The sequence below is a fragment of the Allostella sp. genome, assembly GCF_041913585.1.
Taxonomy (GTDB): domain Bacteria; phylum Pseudomonadota; class Alphaproteobacteria; order ATCC43930; family Allostellaceae; genus Allostella.
In genome coordinates this window covers 21,361-37,302 of sequence record NZ_JAYSFE010000026.1, presented here as the reverse complement: position 1 = coordinate 37,302, position 15,942 = coordinate 21,361, and the positions used below count along the sequence as shown (strand labels likewise).

The window sequence follows — 15,942 nt, the reverse complement described above, 5'->3', positions numbered from 1 at the left end:
CACGCCGCAGGAACTGCCGGAGCCGCTGACCGACCCCCATCGCGCCGCCTGATCGACCCCGGCTGGGTCAGCCGGCCGGCGTGTGTTGGGCGAGGAAGGCGCGCACCCGCTGGCGCGCGGCGTCGACGGCGGCCCCGGTCTTCCATTCCGGGATCAGCTCGCAGCCCGGCACGAGCGCCGCGATCTCCTCGGAGATGGCGCGCGGATGGACGTCGTCCGCCCCCGCCAGCACCATGCACGGGTTGCGGATCGCGGCCACCTGCGCCCGGTCGGCGCAGTAGACGAAGCCGCGGCGGTACATGTTCCGGTAGAAGGATTCCAGCACCTCGGGCGTCGCCTCGGGATGGTCCCGCAGGGCGGCCGCCCAGGCCTGGAAGCGGGCCGGCGGCGGCGGCAGTTCGGCGGCGATGCGGCCGATCGGCTGGGCCATCACCGCCGCCGCCACCCGCTCCGGCCGGAGCCGCAGCAGGTTGAGGATGAACGAGCCGCCGATGCACTGTCCGTAGAGATGGCAGCGCGCGATGCCGAGATGGTCGAGCAGCGCGACATGGTCGGCGGTGTAGGCGTCCCAGCCGTCGGCCGCCGTGATCGGCGCGTAGGACCGGCCGCCGGCGTTGCGCTGGTCCATGGCGATCACCCGCCAGCGGTCGGCGAAATCGACCGTCGGATCGATCGGCGCCATGCCCTGGCGCCAGACCTCGATCACCGAGGCGAGGCCCGCCGGCGCGAAGGTCAGGATCGGGAAGCCGCTGCCCCAGGTCTCGTAGTGGATGGTGACGCCGTCGCGGGTGAAGCTCGGCATGGCGGTGCTCCCCTGCGACCGGTCAGGCGGCGCGCTCGAAGGCGGCCGCGAGATTGAGGACGCCGCGGTCGTCGAAGCGCTGGCCGACGAGCTGCAGCCCGATCGGCCAGCCCTCGGCCGAGCGGCCACACGGCATCGAGATCGCCGGCTGCTCGGTCAGGTTGAAGAGGAAGGTGTTGGTCCAGGCGGCGAAGGTCGACATCCCCTCCGGGCCCGGCAGTTCCGCTGGAAACGGCAGGATCGGCGAGGTCGGGAGCGCCAGGAAGTCGAACCCGTCGATGACCGCCAGCATCCGCGCCCGCAGCGTCTGGCTCGCCAGGAACAGGCGATGGTAGTCGACGCCCGAATAGCTGCCGGCCGGTGCCGCCCAGCCGTCGATCGCCGGGGCCGCCCGCCGGTCCGCCTCGGGCAGGACGGAGAGCTCGCTGTAGGGCCGCATCCGGTAGAAGTCCTCGCCCGGCCGTTCGTCGCCGGGCGCGAAGGGCGGGGCGAGTTCGGTGACGGTGCAGCCCAGCGCGCGCAGCCGGTCGACGGCGGCCGCCACCGCCTTCGTCACCTGCGGGTCGGGCGCCGGGCCGAAGCCGATCGCCGGCAGGTAGCCGATGCGCAGCCCCTCGACCGGTTCGCCGAGCCCGGCCGTCCAGGGCCGCGGATCGGCGGCGAGGCAGGCGAAGTCGCGGACATCGGGCCGGGCCAGCGTGTCGAGCAGCAGGGCGGCGTCGGCGACGGTGCGGGCGAGCGGGCCGGCGACGGCGGCCGGGCTGGAGTTCGGCCAGGTCGGCACCCGCCCGTAGGACGGCTTGAGGCCGACCAGCCCGCAGAATCCGGCCGGCTGGCGGATCGAGCCGACGATGTCGGTGCCGATGGCGACCGGGATCATGCCGCTCGCGATCGCGGCGCTCGACCCCGAGGACGACCCGCCGCTGGTGCGCGTCGGGTCGTGCGGGTTGCGCGTCGGCCCGAACTGCGAGCTGTAGCCCGACCCGAACATGCCGAGGTCGCACATGGTCGTCTTGCCGAGCAGGATCGCGCCGTCCTCGCGCAGGCGGGCGACCGGGGGCGAATCGCTGTCCGGCACCACCGCATGCCGGGCGAGCGCGGCGGTGCCGCGATAGACCGGCACACCCGTCATCCACAGCCCGTCCTTGACCAGCGTCGGCACGCCGTCGAGGGGGCCGGCGGGGCTGCCCGACCGCCAGCGCGCCTCCGACGCTCGCGCCTGGGCCCGGGCCCCGTCGGCATCGAGGTGCGAGACGGCGTTGAGCCTCGGGTTGTCCGTGGCGACGACGGCCAGCGCCGCCTCGGTCGTCTCGACCGGGGAGAGCTGGCGGCCGCGATAGGCGGCGCGGAGCTGGGTCGCCGTCAGGCGGCGGTATTCGGCGGGTGCGAGCGTCATCGGGGGCCTTCTCGGGGGGAAGCGTCGGGCGGATCAGCGATAGACGAAGACGGGATCGTCGAGGTCGATGGCCGGGAACACGTCCTTCTCCGTCCAGTAGTCCTGGGTGTGCTGCCATTCGGGCTTGTCGCCGCGCCGCGGCAGGCGGTCGACCCCGCGCAGCAGGTAGCCCGGGTTGAAATCCTCGGGATCGGTCCAGGGCAGGATCGGCATGTCCCGGTCCTCCGGCCGGAGCGCCGGCTCGACCCACCGCACCCCCTTCGCCTTCATGTGGTGCAGCAGGCGGCAGACGAAGTCGCCGACGAGGTCGGCGCGGAGCGTCCAGCTGGCGCGGAAATAGCCGAAGACCCAGGCGAGGTTGGGAACGCCGGTGAACATCATGCCGCGGTAGGTGACGGTGTCGGCGAAGTCGAGCGGCCGGCCGTCGACGGCGAAGGGGATGTCGCCCATCGCCGCGAGCTCGAAACCGGTCGCGGTGACGACGATGTCGGCGGCCAGCAGTTGGCCCGACCGCGTGCGGATGCCGTCGGCCTCGAAGCGGTCGATCGCGTCGGTGACGACGGAGGCGGTGCCCTCGCGGATCGCCCGGAACAGGTCGCCGTCGGGAAGGAAGGCGATGCGCTGGCGCCACGGCCGGTAGGTCGGGGTGAAGTGGCGGTCGACGTCGCAGCCGGGCCCGAGCTGGTCACGGGCGACCGCCAGGAGTTCGTCGCGCACCCGGTCGGGCTCGCTCATGCAGCGCTGCGTGAAGTGCGCCTGCTCGAAGAGGATGCGCCTGCGCACGATCTCGTGGATCCAGGCGGGATCGACCTGGAGCTGCCGCAGTTCGTCGGCGATCGGGATGGCGTTGCGCCCGCTGCGGAAGAAGGTGGGCGAGCGCTGCAGCATGGTGACGTGCCGGCAGCGTCCGGCAATCGCCGGCACCAGCGTCGCCGCGGTGGCGCCCGAGCCGATGACGACGACCCGCCGGTCGGCGAGGTCGAGGTCGTCGGGCCAGGTCTGGGGATGGACGATGCGGCCCCGGAAGTCCGCCATGCCGGGCCACTCGGGCGTGTAGCCCTGCTCGTGCCGGTAGTAGCCCTGGCACATCCACAGGAAGCTCGTGGTGAAGCGGTGCCGCTCGCCGGTGTCGGTGTGCACCGCCTCGACCGTCCACCGGGCGGTCTCGCTCGACCAGGCGGCGCCGGTGATGGCATGGCCGTAGCGGATGCGCGGCGCGAGCCCGTTCTCGTCGATCACCGCACCCATGTAGCGGAGGATCTCCTCGGCGGTCGCGATCGGCGGCCCGGTCCAGGGCTTGAAACGGTAGCCGAAGGTGTAGAGGTCGCTGTCCGAGCGGATGCCGGGATAGCGGTGCGTCCGCCAGGTGCCGCCGAACCCGTCCTGGCGCTCCAGCACCAGGAAGCGCGTGCCCGGGCACTGGGTCGTCAGGTGATAGGCGGCGGCGATCCCGGAGATGCCGGCACCGACGACCAGGACGTCGAAATGCTCGGCCGCGCCCTCGCTCGGCCCGGCCGCGACCGCGACCCGCGGTTCGGTGCTGTCCATCGACGCTCCATCCGGCTGCTGCCGACAGGCTATCGGCGGCGCCGGGATGCGGCAACGTGGATCGTCGGCGGTCGCCGCCTCAGCGGCGCATGCGCCGCTGCATCACCGTCGTCGAGACGATGGTCAGGGTCAGGGTGGTCGCCATCAGGACGAAGGCGAGCGCCGCGCCGAACGGCCAGTTGGTCGAGCGCGCGATCTGGTCGTAGAGGGCGGGCGCCATCATCTTGAACTGCGGGCCGCCGAGCAGGACCGGCGTCGCATAGGCGTTCATGCACAGGATGAACACCAGCACCGTGCCCGCGACCACGCCCGGCATGGCGAGCGGCAGGACGATGCGGAAGAAGGTCGTCGACGGGCCGGCGCCGAGATTGAGCGCCGCCTCCTCGACCGAATAGTCGATCCCTTCCAGCACGCTCTGCAGGGTCAGGATCATGTAGGGCAGGACGACGGCGATGATGCCGATGACGACGGCCGTCGGGGTGTAGAGCAGCTTGATCGGCTCGGCCGTCAGGCCGACCCAGCGCAGGACGGCGTTCACCACCCCCTCGTTGCCGAGCACGACCATCCAGCCGGCCGCGCGCACGACATTGCCGACCATCAGCGGGAAGACCGCGAGGATGACCAGCATGCTCTTGAACCGGCTGGTCGTCCGGGCAAGGAAGTAGGCGACCGGAAAGGCCAGCGTCAGGCTGATGACGGTGCAGGCGACCGCCACCTGCACCGTCGTCCACAGGACGTTGAGATAGTAGGAGTCGGTGAAGAACTTGACGTAGTTGGCGCCCGTCACCGCCTCGACCATGAACTGGCCGGGGACGAACTGGTTGAGGCTGTAGCGGAAGAGGATCGCCATCGGCACGACGAGCACGAAGGCGACGAGGATCGTCGCCGGCCCGACCAGCGCGGGCGCCACCGACCGGCGGCGCCCGCCGGCCGCATCCTCCGTCACCACGCTCACCGGCCGCCCCCGTCCCGCCCCCGGTCCATGCCGCGATCAGGCCTTGAAGCTCTTGTTCCACCACTCGAGCAGGGCCGCGTTGTTGGCGGCGATGTACTCGTAGTCGGGCTTGTTGAACTTCTCCTGCTCGGCCTCGGTGAAGCCGATCTCCTTGGCGAGGTCGTCCGGCAGCTTGGCGTTGTTCACCGTCGGCACGTAGCCCATGCGGTCGGCGAACAGCACCTGGCCCGCGGGGTCCAGCATGGCGTCGAGATAGGCCCAGCCATTGTCCTTGTTCTGGGCGTTCTTCGGCACCGCGGCGTCGAAGATGATCGGCGTCGCGCCCTCCTTGGGGGCGATGGTGGCGAGCGGGATGCCGGCCTTCTTCCACATGAAGCCGCGGGCGCGCCACATCACGGTCGCCCACACCTCCTCGCTCTTCAGCGCCGCCGCCAGGGTCTCGTTCGAGGGGAAGATCTTGGGCTCGAGCTTCTTCAGTTCGGTCAGCGTCGCCTTGGCCGGCTCGTAGTTCGACATGGTGCCGCCGTTGACCAGCGCCGCCGATTCGATGACCTGCATGTAGAGCCCGTCGGCGAAGCCGATCCGGCCCTTGAACTTCGGGTCGAGGAAATCGGAGAACGAGGTCGGGCTCATCTTCGACGGGTTGTAGACGAGCACCTTGCCCGAATAGATGTGCGGGATGGCGTAGGGCTTGGCCAGCGCCTTGAAGATATTCTTGGCGTTCGGGACCTTGGCCGGATCGACGTTCTCGAACAGGCCCTGCTTGGACATCTCGAACATGTCGATGTCGGACAGACAGGCGACGTCGAGCGTGCCGCGACGGCTCATGCGCTCGGCCAGCAGCTTGGTCTTGCGCGGCGGCGCGTTGCCGACGTCGTGGATGACCTCGATCCCCTTCTTCTCCAGGATCGGCTTCTCGAAGTTGGCGGTGAGCAGCGCCTGGTAGTCGCCGCCCCAGGTGCCGACGACGACCGGACCCTTGGCGAGGGCCGGCAGCGGCAGTCCGGCGGCGACCGCGGCCGCACCCGTCCCGGCCAGGAACCCGCGGCGCGTCAGCCGCATCTGCGTCGTCCGTTCGAAAACGCTCATCTCGGCTCTCCTGTCCTAAGGTTGTCGTTGTGGTCCGGGGGCGCGCCTCAGCCGGCCGGCGGGGCGAGCAGCAGGCTCGCCGCCGGGGGCCAGGTGACGGTGACGGAAGCGCCCGGCGCGAGCGCCGTCGCGATGTCGCCGGGATCGGCGACGGGCGCCGCGTTGGGCCGCGTCACCGTCACCTCCTCGCCGGACGCGAGGCGCACCCGCACCTCGGTCGCCGAGCCGAGATAGGTGACGAAGGCGACGGTGCCGGGGAAGCGGTTGGGGCCGTCGGCGGCATCGCCGGCGGCGAGGCTCGCCTTCTCGGGCCGGACCGCCAGCACCCCCTCTCCGCGCGGGCCGGCGCCGGTATCGGCGAAGGCGACGTCGAGGCCGCCCCGGCTGCGGAAGCGGCCGGGCGCGGTGACGGTGCCGGAGAGGAAGTTCGAGCGGCCGATGAAGTCGGCGACGAAATGGTTGGCCGGGCGCTCGTAGAGCTCGGCCGGGCTGCCGATCTGCTGGACCTTGCCCTGGCTCATCACCACCAGGCGGTCGGCCAGCGTCAGCGCCTCCTCCTGGTCGTGGGTGACGAAGACGGTGGTCAGGCCCAGCGACTGCTGGAGCTGGCGGATCTCGACCCGCACGCTGAGCCGCAGCTTGGCGTCGAGGTTGGACAGCGGCTCGTCGAGCAGGAAGACCTCGGGCCGGACGACGAGGGCGCGCGCCAGCGCCACCCGCTGCTGCTGCCCGCCCGAGAGCTGGCGCGGCATGCGCTCGCCGAGATGGCCGAGCTGGACGAGGCGCAGGGCCTCGGCCACCCGGGGTGCGATCTCGGCCTTCGGCACCTTCCGCATCTCCAGCCCGAAGGCGACGTTCTGGTTCACCGTCATGTGCGGGAAGAGCGCGTAGCCCTGGAACACCATGCCGGTGTTGCGGCGGTAGGGCGGCAGGTCGGTCACGTCCTGGTCGCCGATCAGGATGCGGCCGCTGCTGGCGGCGATGAAGCCGGCGATCATCCGCAGCGTCGTCGTCTTGCCGCAGCCGGACGGCCCGAGCAGCGCCACCAGTTCGCCCTCGCGGACCTCGAGGTCGACATCGTCGACGGCGGTGACGGCGCCGAAGCGCTTGGCGAGACGCCGGAGCGATACCTGGGACATGGGCCTAGACCACCCGGCTCAGCTTGACGAAGCGATCGGTGATGAGCATGAGCGCCCCGATCAGCACGATCTGGATGAAGGAGACGGCGGCGATCGTCGGATCGACCTTGAACTCCAGGTACTGGAGGATGGCGATCGGCAGCGTCGTCCGCCCCGGCCCGACCAGGAGCAGGGTCAGTTCGAGGTTCTCGAAGGAGGTGATGAAGCTGAAGAGCGCGGCCGCCACCAGCCCCGCCCGCATCATCGGGAAGGTCACGCGCCGGAAGGTCGTCCAGCGGTTGGCGCCGAGATTCATCGCCGCATCCTCGACCGAGCGGTCGATGCCGACGAGGCTGGCGGTGACGAGGCGGACGGTCCACGGGATGGTCAGCATGACGTGCGCCAGCACCAGCCCTTCCATCGTCGCCTGCAGCCGCCACTCCAGGTAGTTGTCGATCTCGATGTAGAAGATGTAGAGCGCGGTGCCGGCGACGATGCCGGGCACGATCAGCGGCGACAGCAGCAGCATGTTGATCGCCTCGCGCCCCGGGAACCGGTAGCGGACGATGGCGATGGCGGCCAGCGTGCCGAGCGAGACGCCGATCAGCATGGCGACGAAGGCGACCTGCAGGCTCATCATGAAGCCGCGGGCGAACACCCGCTGCTCCCAGACGTTGGCGAACCAGCGCAGCGTGTACCCGTCGGGCGGGAACGAGATGATCTCGTTCGAGAAGAAGCTGATCCAGCCGATGAAGATGACCGGCGTCAGGATGAACAGGTAGACGAGCAGCACCACGGCGTGCAGCGTCCAGCGCCGCCAGTGACGGGCGATATCAATGGTCATCGACCGTCAGCCGTCCCCGGCTGCCGTTCCCCCGTCGCACGCATTCGTCTCCCCGTCCGCTGCGGCACTCGCGTGTTGGCGGCGATCCTAGGAACGGCTCTCAGCAACGTCAAGGTTGGCTCCCGTCCGGCCGCAGAAGCAGGAACCGGACCAGGACCAGGCCGACTCCGGCGGCGCCGATCGCCGTCGCCATCGGCACCGAGGTGCCGTCGAAGGCATGGCCGACGCCGATGCCGACGGCCGCCGCGACCGCCATCTGGAGGAAGCCCACCATCGCCGCCGCCGCCCCCGCCTTGGTCGGGAACGGCCCCATGGCGCCGGCCTGGGCGTTGGGGAAGATCATGCCGACGCCGAGCATGTAGACGGCCGCCGGGCCGACGATCGCGGCGACCGACTCGATGCCCGACCAGGCGAGCCCGGCCATGGCGAGGCCGCCCACGGCGGCGATCGCCGCGCCGAGGCCGATCATACGGTCGATGCCGAGCCGCATCGTCAGGCGCCCGGCCAGCGTCGTACCGACGGCATAGCCGACGACGAAGGCGGCGAAGCAGAAGCCGTAGCGGTCGGGCGAGAGGCCGACGACGTCGATCAGGACGTGGGCCGAGCCCGAGATGAAGGCGAAGAGGCCGCAATATCCGAGCGCCACCGCCCCGGCATAGCCGAGATAGCGGCGGCTGCCGAGGAAGCCCAGGTAGTTGCGGGCGAGCTGGCGCGGCTCGAGCGCGCGGGGGTCGCGGTTGCGGTTGCTCTCCGCCAACAGGAAGAGGACGCCCGCCAGCAACGCCCCGGAATAGAGGGCGAGGAGCGCGAAGTTGCCGCGCCAGCCGACCCAGACCTCGACGAAGCCGCCGAGGATCGGGCCGATCGCCGGCGCCAGCGCCATCGCGGCGCCGACATAGGCGAGCACCCGGGCGGCGCCCTCGCGGCCATAGAGGTCGCGGACGATGGCACGGCCCAGGACCGGACCGGCGCAGGCGCCGACCGCCTGCAGGAAGCGGGCGGCGATCAGCGCCTCCATCGTCGGCGCGACCATGCAGGCAAGGGTGGCGACGAGATAGACGACGGTGCCGCCGAGCACCACCGGCCGCCGCCCGAAACGGTCCGAGAGCGGCCCGTAGACGAGCTGGCAGCAGGCGAAGGCGACGAGGAAGAGGCTGAGGGTGAGCTGGGCCGAGGCGACGTCGCTGCCGAGGTCGCGGGTCAGCGCCGGCAGCGACGGCAGGTAGAGGTCGGTCGAGACCGGCCCCAGCGCCACCAGCCCGGTGACGAGGACGACGAGGCCGCGGCGCGGCGGCGGCGGCGCGGCGGCTTCAGGCGGCATCGGCCGGCGGGCGCACGAGCAGGACCGCGGCGGCGAGGGTACCGGCGGCGACGAGGACGAGGACGACCGCGAGGCCGGCCAGGCTCCAGCCCGCGGCCGCCGCCGAGGCGGCGCTGGCGAGCGCGCCGCCGACCATCTGGCCCGCCCCGATCAGGGCCGAGGCGGCGCCGGCCATGCGCGGAAAGGGCCCGATCCCGCCCGCCATCGACAGCGGCAGCGTCATGCCCATGCCGACCATGTAGACCGTCATGCCGCCGACGACGCCGAGGACGGTGACGACGTCCGCCGCCGCGAGCAGGGCGATGCCGAGCGCCGCTGCGGCGCAGATGCCGGCGCCGACGCGCAAGGCCCGCTCCAGCCCGATGCGGCGGGCGAGGCGGGGGGCGCTCCAGGTGCCCGCGACGTAGGCGGCGGTGGTCGAGATCATGAGGAAGGCGAACAGGTCGGGCCGGATTCCGAGGCGCCCCATCAGGATGAAGGGCGAGGCCACGGTGTAGGCGAAGGTGCCGGACAAGGCGAGCCCGCCCGCGATCATGTGGCCGACGAACACCCGGTCGGCGAGGAGCGATCCGTAGTTGCCGACGAGCCGGCGCGGCGAGAGTGCCGCCGGATCGCGGTGGCGGTTGGTCTCGGGCAGCATCAGCGCGGCCAGCACCAGCAGGACGACGGCGAAGCCGGCGAGGAAGAGGAAATCGGCCCGCCAGCCGAAGCGGAGATAGATCTGGCTGCCGAGGATCGGCGCCAGCGCCGGCGAGATCGCCATGGCGCCGGTGACGGTCGACAGCGCGCCCGCCATGCGCTCACGGGGATAGGTGTCGCGGATGATGGCGCGGACCAGCGCCATGCCGGCGCAGGCTCCGGCCGACTGCAGCAGACGGCCGGCGAGCAGCACCTCGATCGTCGGTGCGACGGCGCAGGCGAAGGAACCCAGGCCGTAGACGACGAGCCCGAACAGGAGCGCCGGCCGGCGCCCGAACCGGTCGGAGGCCGGGCCGTAGAAAAGCTGGCCGACGCCGACCCCGACCAGAAAGACCGAGACCGTGAGCTGGACCATCTCCATCGACGCGCCGAGGTCGCGGGCGAGCGTCGGCATCGCCGGCAGATAGATGGCGATCGAGATCGAGGTCAGGGTCGCGAGCGCGACGAGCAGGACGAGGGCGGACGGCGAGCCGACGCGCAGCATGGGACTCCGATCGACAGTGGCGGGGGCGTCGGACGCAAGGATGGGGCCGCCCAGCGTGGCGGCGGCCGTTCAGCCGTAGCGCAGCAGGCTGCCGCCGTTGTCGCGCAGCCAGGCGCGCGGCCGGTCGATGTCGGGGACGAGCCGGTCGACCACCGCCCAGAAGCGGTGGCCGTGGTTCATCTCGGAGAGGTGGGCGACCTCGTGCGCGACGACGTAGTCGATGACGAAGCGGGGCGCATGGACGAGCCGCCAGGAGAAGGACAGGCTGCCGTCGACGGCACAACTGCCCCAGCGGCTGCGGGTGTCGCGGACGGTGACCCGGCGCAGCGGCCGGCCGGTCTCGGCGGCGAACTGGCGGGCGCGGCGGGTGAAGTCGTCGCGCGCATGCAGCTTCAGCCAGTCGGCGACCCGACGCGGCAGGTGCGCCTCCTCGCCGACGACGTGGAGTTCCCCCGGCTCCAGCCAGACGACCCCGCGCGCGTCGCGGCAGCGCGGGCCGCGATGGCGGATGCGCCGCTCGAACCCGAGCACGGGGATGGTGCTGCCGTCGGCGAAGGGCACGCGCGGCGGCAGGGCCTCGATGCGGCGGCGGATCCAGTCGCCCTTGCTGCGCGCGAACTCGACCGCCTCGGCGAGCCGGACGCCGCGCGGCACGACGAGGTCCACGGCGGCGTCCTGCGGGTCCACGCGGAGAACGATCCGGGAGGCTCGCGGATGGACCTTGAGCCGGATGGGCAGTTCCATACCGTCGAAACGGAGGCTTCGCATGGCGGAATCGGGCAAGCGTCATCGTACCAGCCGGCACCGGCGGTCGCCAGGGGGGCTGGCACAGGCATCGATTTGTCATTAAAGCTTCAAGAAAGTGGCATGAGCCCGATACCGACGGGTGACTAACAAGGCCGCGAAGAACGTGCCAACGCAACCACTTGCGAAGGGAAGGACGATGATGCTGTCACGCCGTAGCCTACTCGCCGCTGCTGCCGCCGCGCCGCTCCTGGCCGGTCCGGCCGCGGCCCAGCAGCCGGTCGAGATCCAGTTCTGGCACGCCATGGGCGGCGCGCTGAACGAATGGGTCGACGAACTGGCCAAGGGCTTCAACGACAGCCAGAAGGCGTACAAGGTCGTCGCCGTCAACAAGGGCAACTACACCGAGGTGATGACCGGCGGCATCGCCGCCTACCGCGCCGGCAAGGCGCCGCACATCATCCAGGTGTTCGAGGTCGGCACCGCCACGATGATGGCCGCCAAGGGCGCGGTGAAGCCGGTCTACGAGGTCATGGAACAGGCCGGGATCGGCTGGGATCCGAAGGTCTACCTGCCGGCCGTCGCCGGCTACTACACCACGACCGACGGCCGCATGCTGTCGATGCCGCTGAACAGTTCCTCGCCGATCTTCTATTACAACAAGGACGCCTTCAAGAAGGCCGGGCTCGACCCGGCGGTGCCGCCCAAGACCTGGGTCGAGGTGCGCGAGGCGGCCAAGAAGCTCCAGGCGGCCGGCATTCCCTGCGGCATCTCGACGGCGTGGCCGTCCTGGGTGCTGATCGAGAATTTCGGCGCCATGCACAACCTGCCGATGGGCACGCTGGAGAACGGCTTCGGCGGCCTCGCCACGCAGTTCCAGTTCAACAGCCCGGCGCACGTCACGCATCTCGAGCGCATCGCCGAGATGCAGAAGGCCAAGGAATTCGACTATGGCGGCCGCCGCGGCGACAGCCAGGTCAAGTTCACCAACGCCGAATGCGGCATGTACATCCAGTCGTCGGCGGGCCTCTCCAGCATCCTGAAGACGGCCAAGTTCGACGTCGGCTTCGGCATGATGCCGTACTGGCCCGACCTGACGAAGGGCCCGAACGGCGGTCCGCAGAACTCGATCCTCGGCGGCGCCACCCTGTGGGTGCTGGGCGGCAAGTCGGCCAACGAGTACAAGGGCGTGGCCGAGTTCTTCGCCTACATTTCCAAGCCCGACGTGCAGGCCGCCTCGCACCAGCGCACCGGCTACCTGCCGATCACCATGGCGGCCTACGAACTGACCAAGAAGCAGGGCTTCTACGAGAAGAACCCGGGCTTCGAGATCGCCAACAAGCAGATGACGCTGAACCCGCCGACGTCGAACTCGAAGGGCATCCGCTTCGGCAACCTGGTGCAGGCCCGCGACATCATCGAGGAAGAGATGGAAGCGGTCTTCGCCGGCAAGAAGCCGGCCAAGGCGGCGCTCGACTCCGCGGTGCAGCGCGGCAACGCCCTGCTGCGCCAGTTCGAGCGCGACAACAAGTAGTCCGGAGAAGCGGCCGCCCACCCGCCCCCCCGGCCGGGAGGGCGGCCCGCCCCGCCATGCGCGTGCGCGTCGGATATTCCAACAAGGTGCTGCCCTACCTGCTGGTGGCACCGCAGATCGTCGTCACGATCGTCTTCTTCCTGTGGCCGGCGAGCCAGGCCCTCTACCAGTCGGTGCAGCGCCAGGACCCGTTCGGGCTGCGCACCCGCTTCGTCGGGCTGGAGAATTTCCAGGCCATCTTCGAGGATCCGGGCTACCTCCACTCGCTCCAGGTGACGGCCGTCTTCAGCCTCGCGGTGGCCGCCCTGGCGCTCGGGCTGGCGCTGCTGCTCGCCGTCTCGGCCGACCGCGTCATCCGCGGCGCCACGGTCTACAAGACTCTGCTCATCTGGCCCTACGCGGTGGCGCCGGCCGTCGCCGGCGTGCTCTGGATGTTCCTCTTCAACCCGACCATCGGCAGCGTCGCCTTCGCGCTGAAGGCGCTCGGCTACGACTGGAACCACCTGCTCGACGGCGGCCAGGCCATGGTGCTGGTCGTGCTCGCCGCCACCTGGAAGCAGATCAGCTACAACTTCATCTTCTTCCTGGCCGGGCTGCAGGCGATCCCGAAGTCGCTGATCGAGGCGGCCGCGATCGACGGTGCCGGGCGCAACCGCCGCTTCTGGACGATCATCCTGCCGCTGCTGTCGCCGACCGCCTTCTTCCTGCTCGTGGTCAACGTCGTCTACGCCTTCTTCGACACGTTCGGCATCATCCATTCCGTCACCTCGGGCGGGCCGGCGCGGGCGACCGAAATCCTCGTCTACAAGGTCTACTACGACGCCTTCGAGGCGCTCGACCTCGGCGGCTCGGCGGCGCAGTCGGTGATCCTGATGGCGATCGTCATCACGCTGACGGTGGTCCAGTTCCGCTGGATCGAACGGCGGGTCCACTACTGATGCCGACCGACGTGCGAGGGGAAGCCCGCCGATGATCGAGAAGAAGGGGATCGGCACCTGGCTGACCCACCTCGTCCTCGTCCTGGGGATCGCGACCGTCGCCTTCCCCATCTACGTCACCTTCGTCGCCTCCAGCCTGACGCTGCGCGACGTGCTGGACGCGCCGATGACGCTGGTGCCCGGCCGGCACCTGCTCGAGAACTACTCGACCGCCCTCTTCCACGGCACCCGGATGAACGCGACACCGGTCGCGGGGATGCTGCTCAACAGCTTCGTCATGGCGGTGGTGATCGCGGTCGGCAAGATCGTGATCTCGCTGCTCTCGGCCTTCGCCATCGTCTATTTCCGCTTCCCGCTGCGGATGGTCTTCTTCTGGATGATCTTCATCACCCTGATGCTGCCGGTCGAGGTGCGCATCCTCCCGACCTTCAAGGTGGTGTCCGACCTCCAGATGCTGAACAGCTTCGCCGGGCTGACGGTGCCGCTGATCGCCTCGGCGACGGCGACCTTCCTCTTCCGGCAGTTCTTCATGACGATCCCGGACGAACTGGTCGAGGCGGCGAAGATCGACGGCGCCGGGCCGATGCGCTTCTTCCGCGACGTGCTGCTGCCGCTGTCGCGGACCAACATCGCCGCCCTCTTCGTCATCCTCTTCATCTATGGCTGGAACCAGTATCTCTGGCCGCTCCTCATCACCACCGACAACGCCATGGACACGATCGTCATCGGCATCAAGCGCATGCTGGCCGCGGGCGACGACCAGATCGAGTGGCCGGTGGTGATGGCGACGACGATGCTGGCGATGGTCCCGCCGGTGTTCGTCGTCGTGGCGATGCAGCGCTGGTTCGTGAAGGGCCTGGTCGACAGCGAGAAGTGACGGCGGCGCAGCCGGCGGCAGGGAAAGTCAGGAGTAGCGATGGCCGAGGTCAGCCTGCGTGGCGTGAAGAAGCGGTTCGGTACGACCCAGGTGATCCACGGGGTCGACTGCGAGATCGCCGACGGCGAGTTCATCGTCATCGTCGGCCCGTCGGGCTGCGGCAAGTCGACCCTGTTGCGCATGATCGCCGGCCTGGAGGAGATCAGCGAGGGCGACATCGCCATCGCCGGCAAGGTCGTGAACAAGGTCGAGCCGAAGGACCGGAACATCGCCATGGTGTTCCAGAACTACGCGCTCTACCCGCACATGTCGGTCTACGAGAACATGGCCTACGGGCTGAAGATCCGCGGCCTCGCCAAGACCGAGATCCGCGAGCGCGTCGACCGGGCGGCCGGGATCCTGCAGATCGAGGCGCTGCTGGAGCGGCGGCCGCGGCAGCTTTCGGGCGGCCAGCGCCAGCGCGTCGCCATGGGCCGGGCAATCGTCCGCGACCCGGCCGTGTTCCTCTTCGACGAGCCCCTGTCGAACCTCGACGCCAAGCTCCGTGTCCAGATGCGGGTCGAGATCCGCAAGCTGCACCAGACCCTGCGCACGACCTCGATCTACGTCACCCACGACCAGGTCGAGGCGATGACGCTGGCCGACCGCCTGATCGTCATGAATTCGGGCCGGGTCGAGCAGATCGGCACGCCGATCACCCTCTACGAGGACCCGGCCACCCTCTTCGTGGCGGGCTTCCTCGGTTCGCCGGCGATGAATTTCCTCGCCGGCTCGGTCGCCGCCGACGGGCGCTCGGTGGCGCTGCCGGGCGGCGTCCAGGCGCCGCTCGCCGCCGCGCACGCCGCTGCCGCCGGCCGCCCGGTCACGGTCGGCATCCGGCCCGAGCATCTCGACCTCGCCGAGGGGGCACCGCCGACCGCGACCATGAAGGTCGACCTCGTCGAACTGCTCGGCGCCGACACCATCGTCCATGGCCGCATCGGCGACGGCGGCATGCTCTTGGCCCGCATCGACGGGGCAGTCCCGATCCGTGCCGGCGACGACCTGCCCCTGGTCCTGGCCCCGGACCGCGTCCATCTCTTCGATCGCGAGACCGGGGCGCGCATCTGAGGCAATCCGCGCCAGGATCGGTTTCCGTCGCGGTCGAAAGCGATATAATTTACGGGTTGACGCAGCAGGCCTCGCGGTCGCCTTTTGGGCGAGTTCACGTCCGGGAAGCACGGCAAATGCCCATCGCCTTCGCGGATCCGGCCGCCGCCCGGTGGCTGGACGACGCGACGCCAGAAGCCTGCGATCAACTCTCCTTCGGCCTGATCGCCATGGATCGTACCGGGGTCGTCACCTCGTACAACGCGGCCGAATCCCGGCTTTCCGGGCTGAGCCCCGGCCGCGTCGTCGGGCGACACTTCTTCAGCGCGGTCGCGCCCTGCACCAACAACTTCATGGTCGCCGGCCGGTTCGAGACCGAGGCGGCACTCGACGAGACCATCGACTACGTCTTCACCCTGCGCATGGCGCCGACGGCGGTTCGGCTGCGGATGCTGAAACCACCCGGCGGCGACCGGATGTACCTGCTCGTCGAGAGGCGATGAG

General features: G+C 70.2%; 15 protein-coding genes. 5 read left to right on the top strand and 10 right to left on the bottom strand.

The window, feature by feature from the left end; genetic code table 11:
- Window positions 1-67 precede the first annotated feature (67 nt).
- From ACE3Q3_RS07335 to ACE3Q3_RS07290, 10 genes are all read right to left on the bottom strand, one after another.
- A complete protein-coding gene (locus tag ACE3Q3_RS07335) occupies window positions 68-802 on the bottom strand; it encodes an alpha/beta fold hydrolase (protein ID WP_374444043.1) in 735 nt (244 codons plus the stop codon).
- Window positions 803-824: 22 nt separating this feature from the next.
- Window positions 825-2,198, bottom strand: coding sequence for an amidase (locus ACE3Q3_RS07330; protein WP_374444041.1), 1,374 nt, complete (start codon window positions 2,196-2,198; stop codon window positions 825-827).
- A 33-nt stretch (window positions 2,199-2,231) separates the two neighbouring features.
- Window positions 2,232-3,746 carry a flavin-containing monooxygenase gene (locus tag ACE3Q3_RS07325; RefSeq protein WP_374444039.1) on the bottom strand — a complete coding sequence of 505 codons (1,515 nt, stop codon included), beginning with the start codon at window positions 3,744-3,746 and terminating at the stop codon, window positions 2,232-2,234.
- 79 nt (window positions 3,747-3,825) lie between these two features.
- The gene (locus ACE3Q3_RS07320) at window positions 3,826-4,701 is read right to left on the bottom strand and encodes an ABC transporter permease (RefSeq protein ID WP_374444037.1); all 876 of its coding nucleotides are present in this window, start codon (window positions 4,699-4,701) and stop codon (window positions 3,826-3,828) included.
- Window positions 4,702-4,737: 36 nt separating this feature from the next.
- Window positions 4,738-5,790, bottom strand: coding sequence for an extracellular solute-binding protein (locus ACE3Q3_RS07315; protein WP_374444035.1), 1,053 nt, complete (start codon window positions 5,788-5,790; stop codon window positions 4,738-4,740).
- A 47-nt stretch (window positions 5,791-5,837) separates the two neighbouring features.
- The gene (locus ACE3Q3_RS07310; protein WP_374444033.1) at window positions 5,838-6,929 is read right to left on the bottom strand and encodes an ABC transporter ATP-binding protein; all 1,092 of its coding nucleotides are present in this window, start codon (window positions 6,927-6,929) and stop codon (window positions 5,838-5,840) included.
- A 4-nt stretch (window positions 6,930-6,933) separates the two neighbouring features.
- Complete coding sequence (locus ACE3Q3_RS07305; RefSeq protein ID WP_374444031.1) at window positions 6,934-7,752, bottom strand: ABC transporter permease; 819 nt, start codon at window positions 7,750-7,752, stop codon at window positions 6,934-6,936.
- 109 nt (window positions 7,753-7,861) lie between these two features.
- Window positions 7,862-9,073, bottom strand: coding sequence for a multidrug effflux MFS transporter (locus tag ACE3Q3_RS07300; RefSeq protein ID WP_374444029.1), 1,212 nt, complete (start codon window positions 9,071-9,073; stop codon window positions 7,862-7,864).
- Window positions 9,063-10,298, bottom strand: a complete 1,236-nt coding sequence (locus ACE3Q3_RS07295) for a multidrug effflux MFS transporter (RefSeq protein WP_374444055.1) — start codon at window positions 10,296-10,298, stop codon at window positions 9,063-9,065. Before ACE3Q3_RS07295 ends, ACE3Q3_RS07300 begins: the two co-directional genes overlap by 11 nt.
- A gap of 27 nt (window positions 10,299-10,325) precedes the next feature.
- Window positions 10,326-11,000: a M48 family metallopeptidase gene (locus ACE3Q3_RS07290; RefSeq protein ID WP_374444027.1), complete on the bottom strand. Its 675-nt coding sequence runs from the start codon at window positions 10,998-11,000 to the stop codon at window positions 10,326-10,328.
- Window positions 11,001-11,199: 199 nt separating this feature from the next.
- On the opposite strand from ACE3Q3_RS07290, the gene ugpB reads away from it, so the two are divergent.
- From ugpB to ACE3Q3_RS07265, 5 genes are all read left to right on the top strand, one after another.
- Window positions 11,200-12,534, top strand: a complete 1,335-nt coding sequence (gene ugpB / locus ACE3Q3_RS07285; protein ID WP_374444024.1) for a sn-glycerol-3-phosphate ABC transporter substrate-binding protein UgpB — start codon at window positions 11,200-11,202, stop codon at window positions 12,532-12,534.
- A gap of 56 nt (window positions 12,535-12,590) precedes the next feature.
- The gene (ugpA, locus tag ACE3Q3_RS07280) at window positions 12,591-13,472 is read left to right on the top strand and encodes a sn-glycerol-3-phosphate ABC transporter permease UgpA (RefSeq protein WP_374444022.1); all 882 of its coding nucleotides are present in this window, start codon (window positions 12,591-12,593) and stop codon (window positions 13,470-13,472) included.
- Between the two features lie 31 nt (window positions 13,473-13,503).
- Window positions 13,504-14,349: a sn-glycerol-3-phosphate ABC transporter permease UgpE gene (gene ugpE / locus ACE3Q3_RS07275; protein ID WP_374444020.1), complete on the top strand. Its 846-nt coding sequence runs from the start codon at window positions 13,504-13,506 to the stop codon at window positions 14,347-14,349.
- A gap of 39 nt (window positions 14,350-14,388) precedes the next feature.
- Window positions 14,389-15,459 (top strand): sn-glycerol-3-phosphate import ATP-binding protein UgpC, encoded by a 1,071-nt coding sequence (locus tag ACE3Q3_RS07270; protein WP_374444018.1) that lies wholly within the window; start codon window positions 14,389-14,391, stop codon window positions 15,457-15,459.
- Window positions 15,460-15,575: 116 nt separating this feature from the next.
- Entirely contained in the window at window positions 15,576-15,941 is a 366-nt protein-coding gene (locus tag ACE3Q3_RS07265) for a PAS domain-containing protein (protein ID WP_374444016.1), read from the top strand.
- The last annotated feature ends 1 nt before the right edge of the window (window position 15,942 follow it).

What these genes read in the sequence shown, in the direction of transcription:
- ACE3Q3_RS07335 (WP_374444043.1), bottom strand. Translation starts at nt 802, where the DNA reads ATGCCGAGCTTCACCCGCGACGGCGTCACCATCCACTACGAGACCTGG.
- ACE3Q3_RS07330 (WP_374444041.1), bottom strand. Translation starts at nt 2,198, where the DNA reads ATGACGCTCGCACCCGCCGAATACCGCCGCCTGACGGCGACCCAGCTC.
- ACE3Q3_RS07325 (WP_374444039.1), bottom strand. Translation starts at nt 3,746, where the DNA reads ATGGACAGCACCGAACCGCGGGTCGCGGTCGCGGCCGGGCCGAGCGAG.
- ACE3Q3_RS07315 (WP_374444035.1), bottom strand. Translation starts at nt 5,790, where the DNA reads ATGAGCGTTTTCGAACGGACGACGCAGATGCGGCTGACGCGCCGCGGG.
- ACE3Q3_RS07310 (WP_374444033.1), bottom strand. Translation starts at nt 6,929, where the DNA reads ATGTCCCAGGTATCGCTCCGGCGTCTCGCCAAGCGCTTCGGCGCCGTC.
- ACE3Q3_RS07305 (WP_374444031.1), bottom strand. Translation starts at nt 7,752, where the DNA reads ATGACCATTGATATCGCCCGTCACTGGCGGCGCTGGACGCTGCACGCC.
- ACE3Q3_RS07300 (WP_374444029.1), bottom strand. Translation starts at nt 9,073, where the DNA reads ATGCCGCCTGAAGCCGCCGCGCCGCCGCCGCCGCGCCGCGGCCTCGTC.
- ACE3Q3_RS07290 (WP_374444027.1), bottom strand. Translation starts at nt 11,000, where the DNA reads ATGGAACTGCCCATCCGGCTCAAGGTCCATCCGCGAGCCTCCCGGATC.
- ugpB (WP_374444024.1), top strand. Translation starts at nt 11,200, where the DNA reads ATGATGCTGTCACGCCGTAGCCTACTCGCCGCTGCTGCCGCCGCGCCG.
- ugpA (WP_374444022.1), top strand. Translation starts at nt 12,591, where the DNA reads ATGCGCGTGCGCGTCGGATATTCCAACAAGGTGCTGCCCTACCTGCTG.
- ugpE (WP_374444020.1), top strand. Translation starts at nt 13,504, where the DNA reads ATGATCGAGAAGAAGGGGATCGGCACCTGGCTGACCCACCTCGTCCTC.
- ACE3Q3_RS07270 (WP_374444018.1), top strand. Translation starts at nt 14,389, where the DNA reads ATGGCCGAGGTCAGCCTGCGTGGCGTGAAGAAGCGGTTCGGTACGACC.
- ACE3Q3_RS07265 (WP_374444016.1), top strand. Translation starts at nt 15,576, where the DNA reads ATGCCCATCGCCTTCGCGGATCCGGCCGCCGCCCGGTGGCTGGACGAC.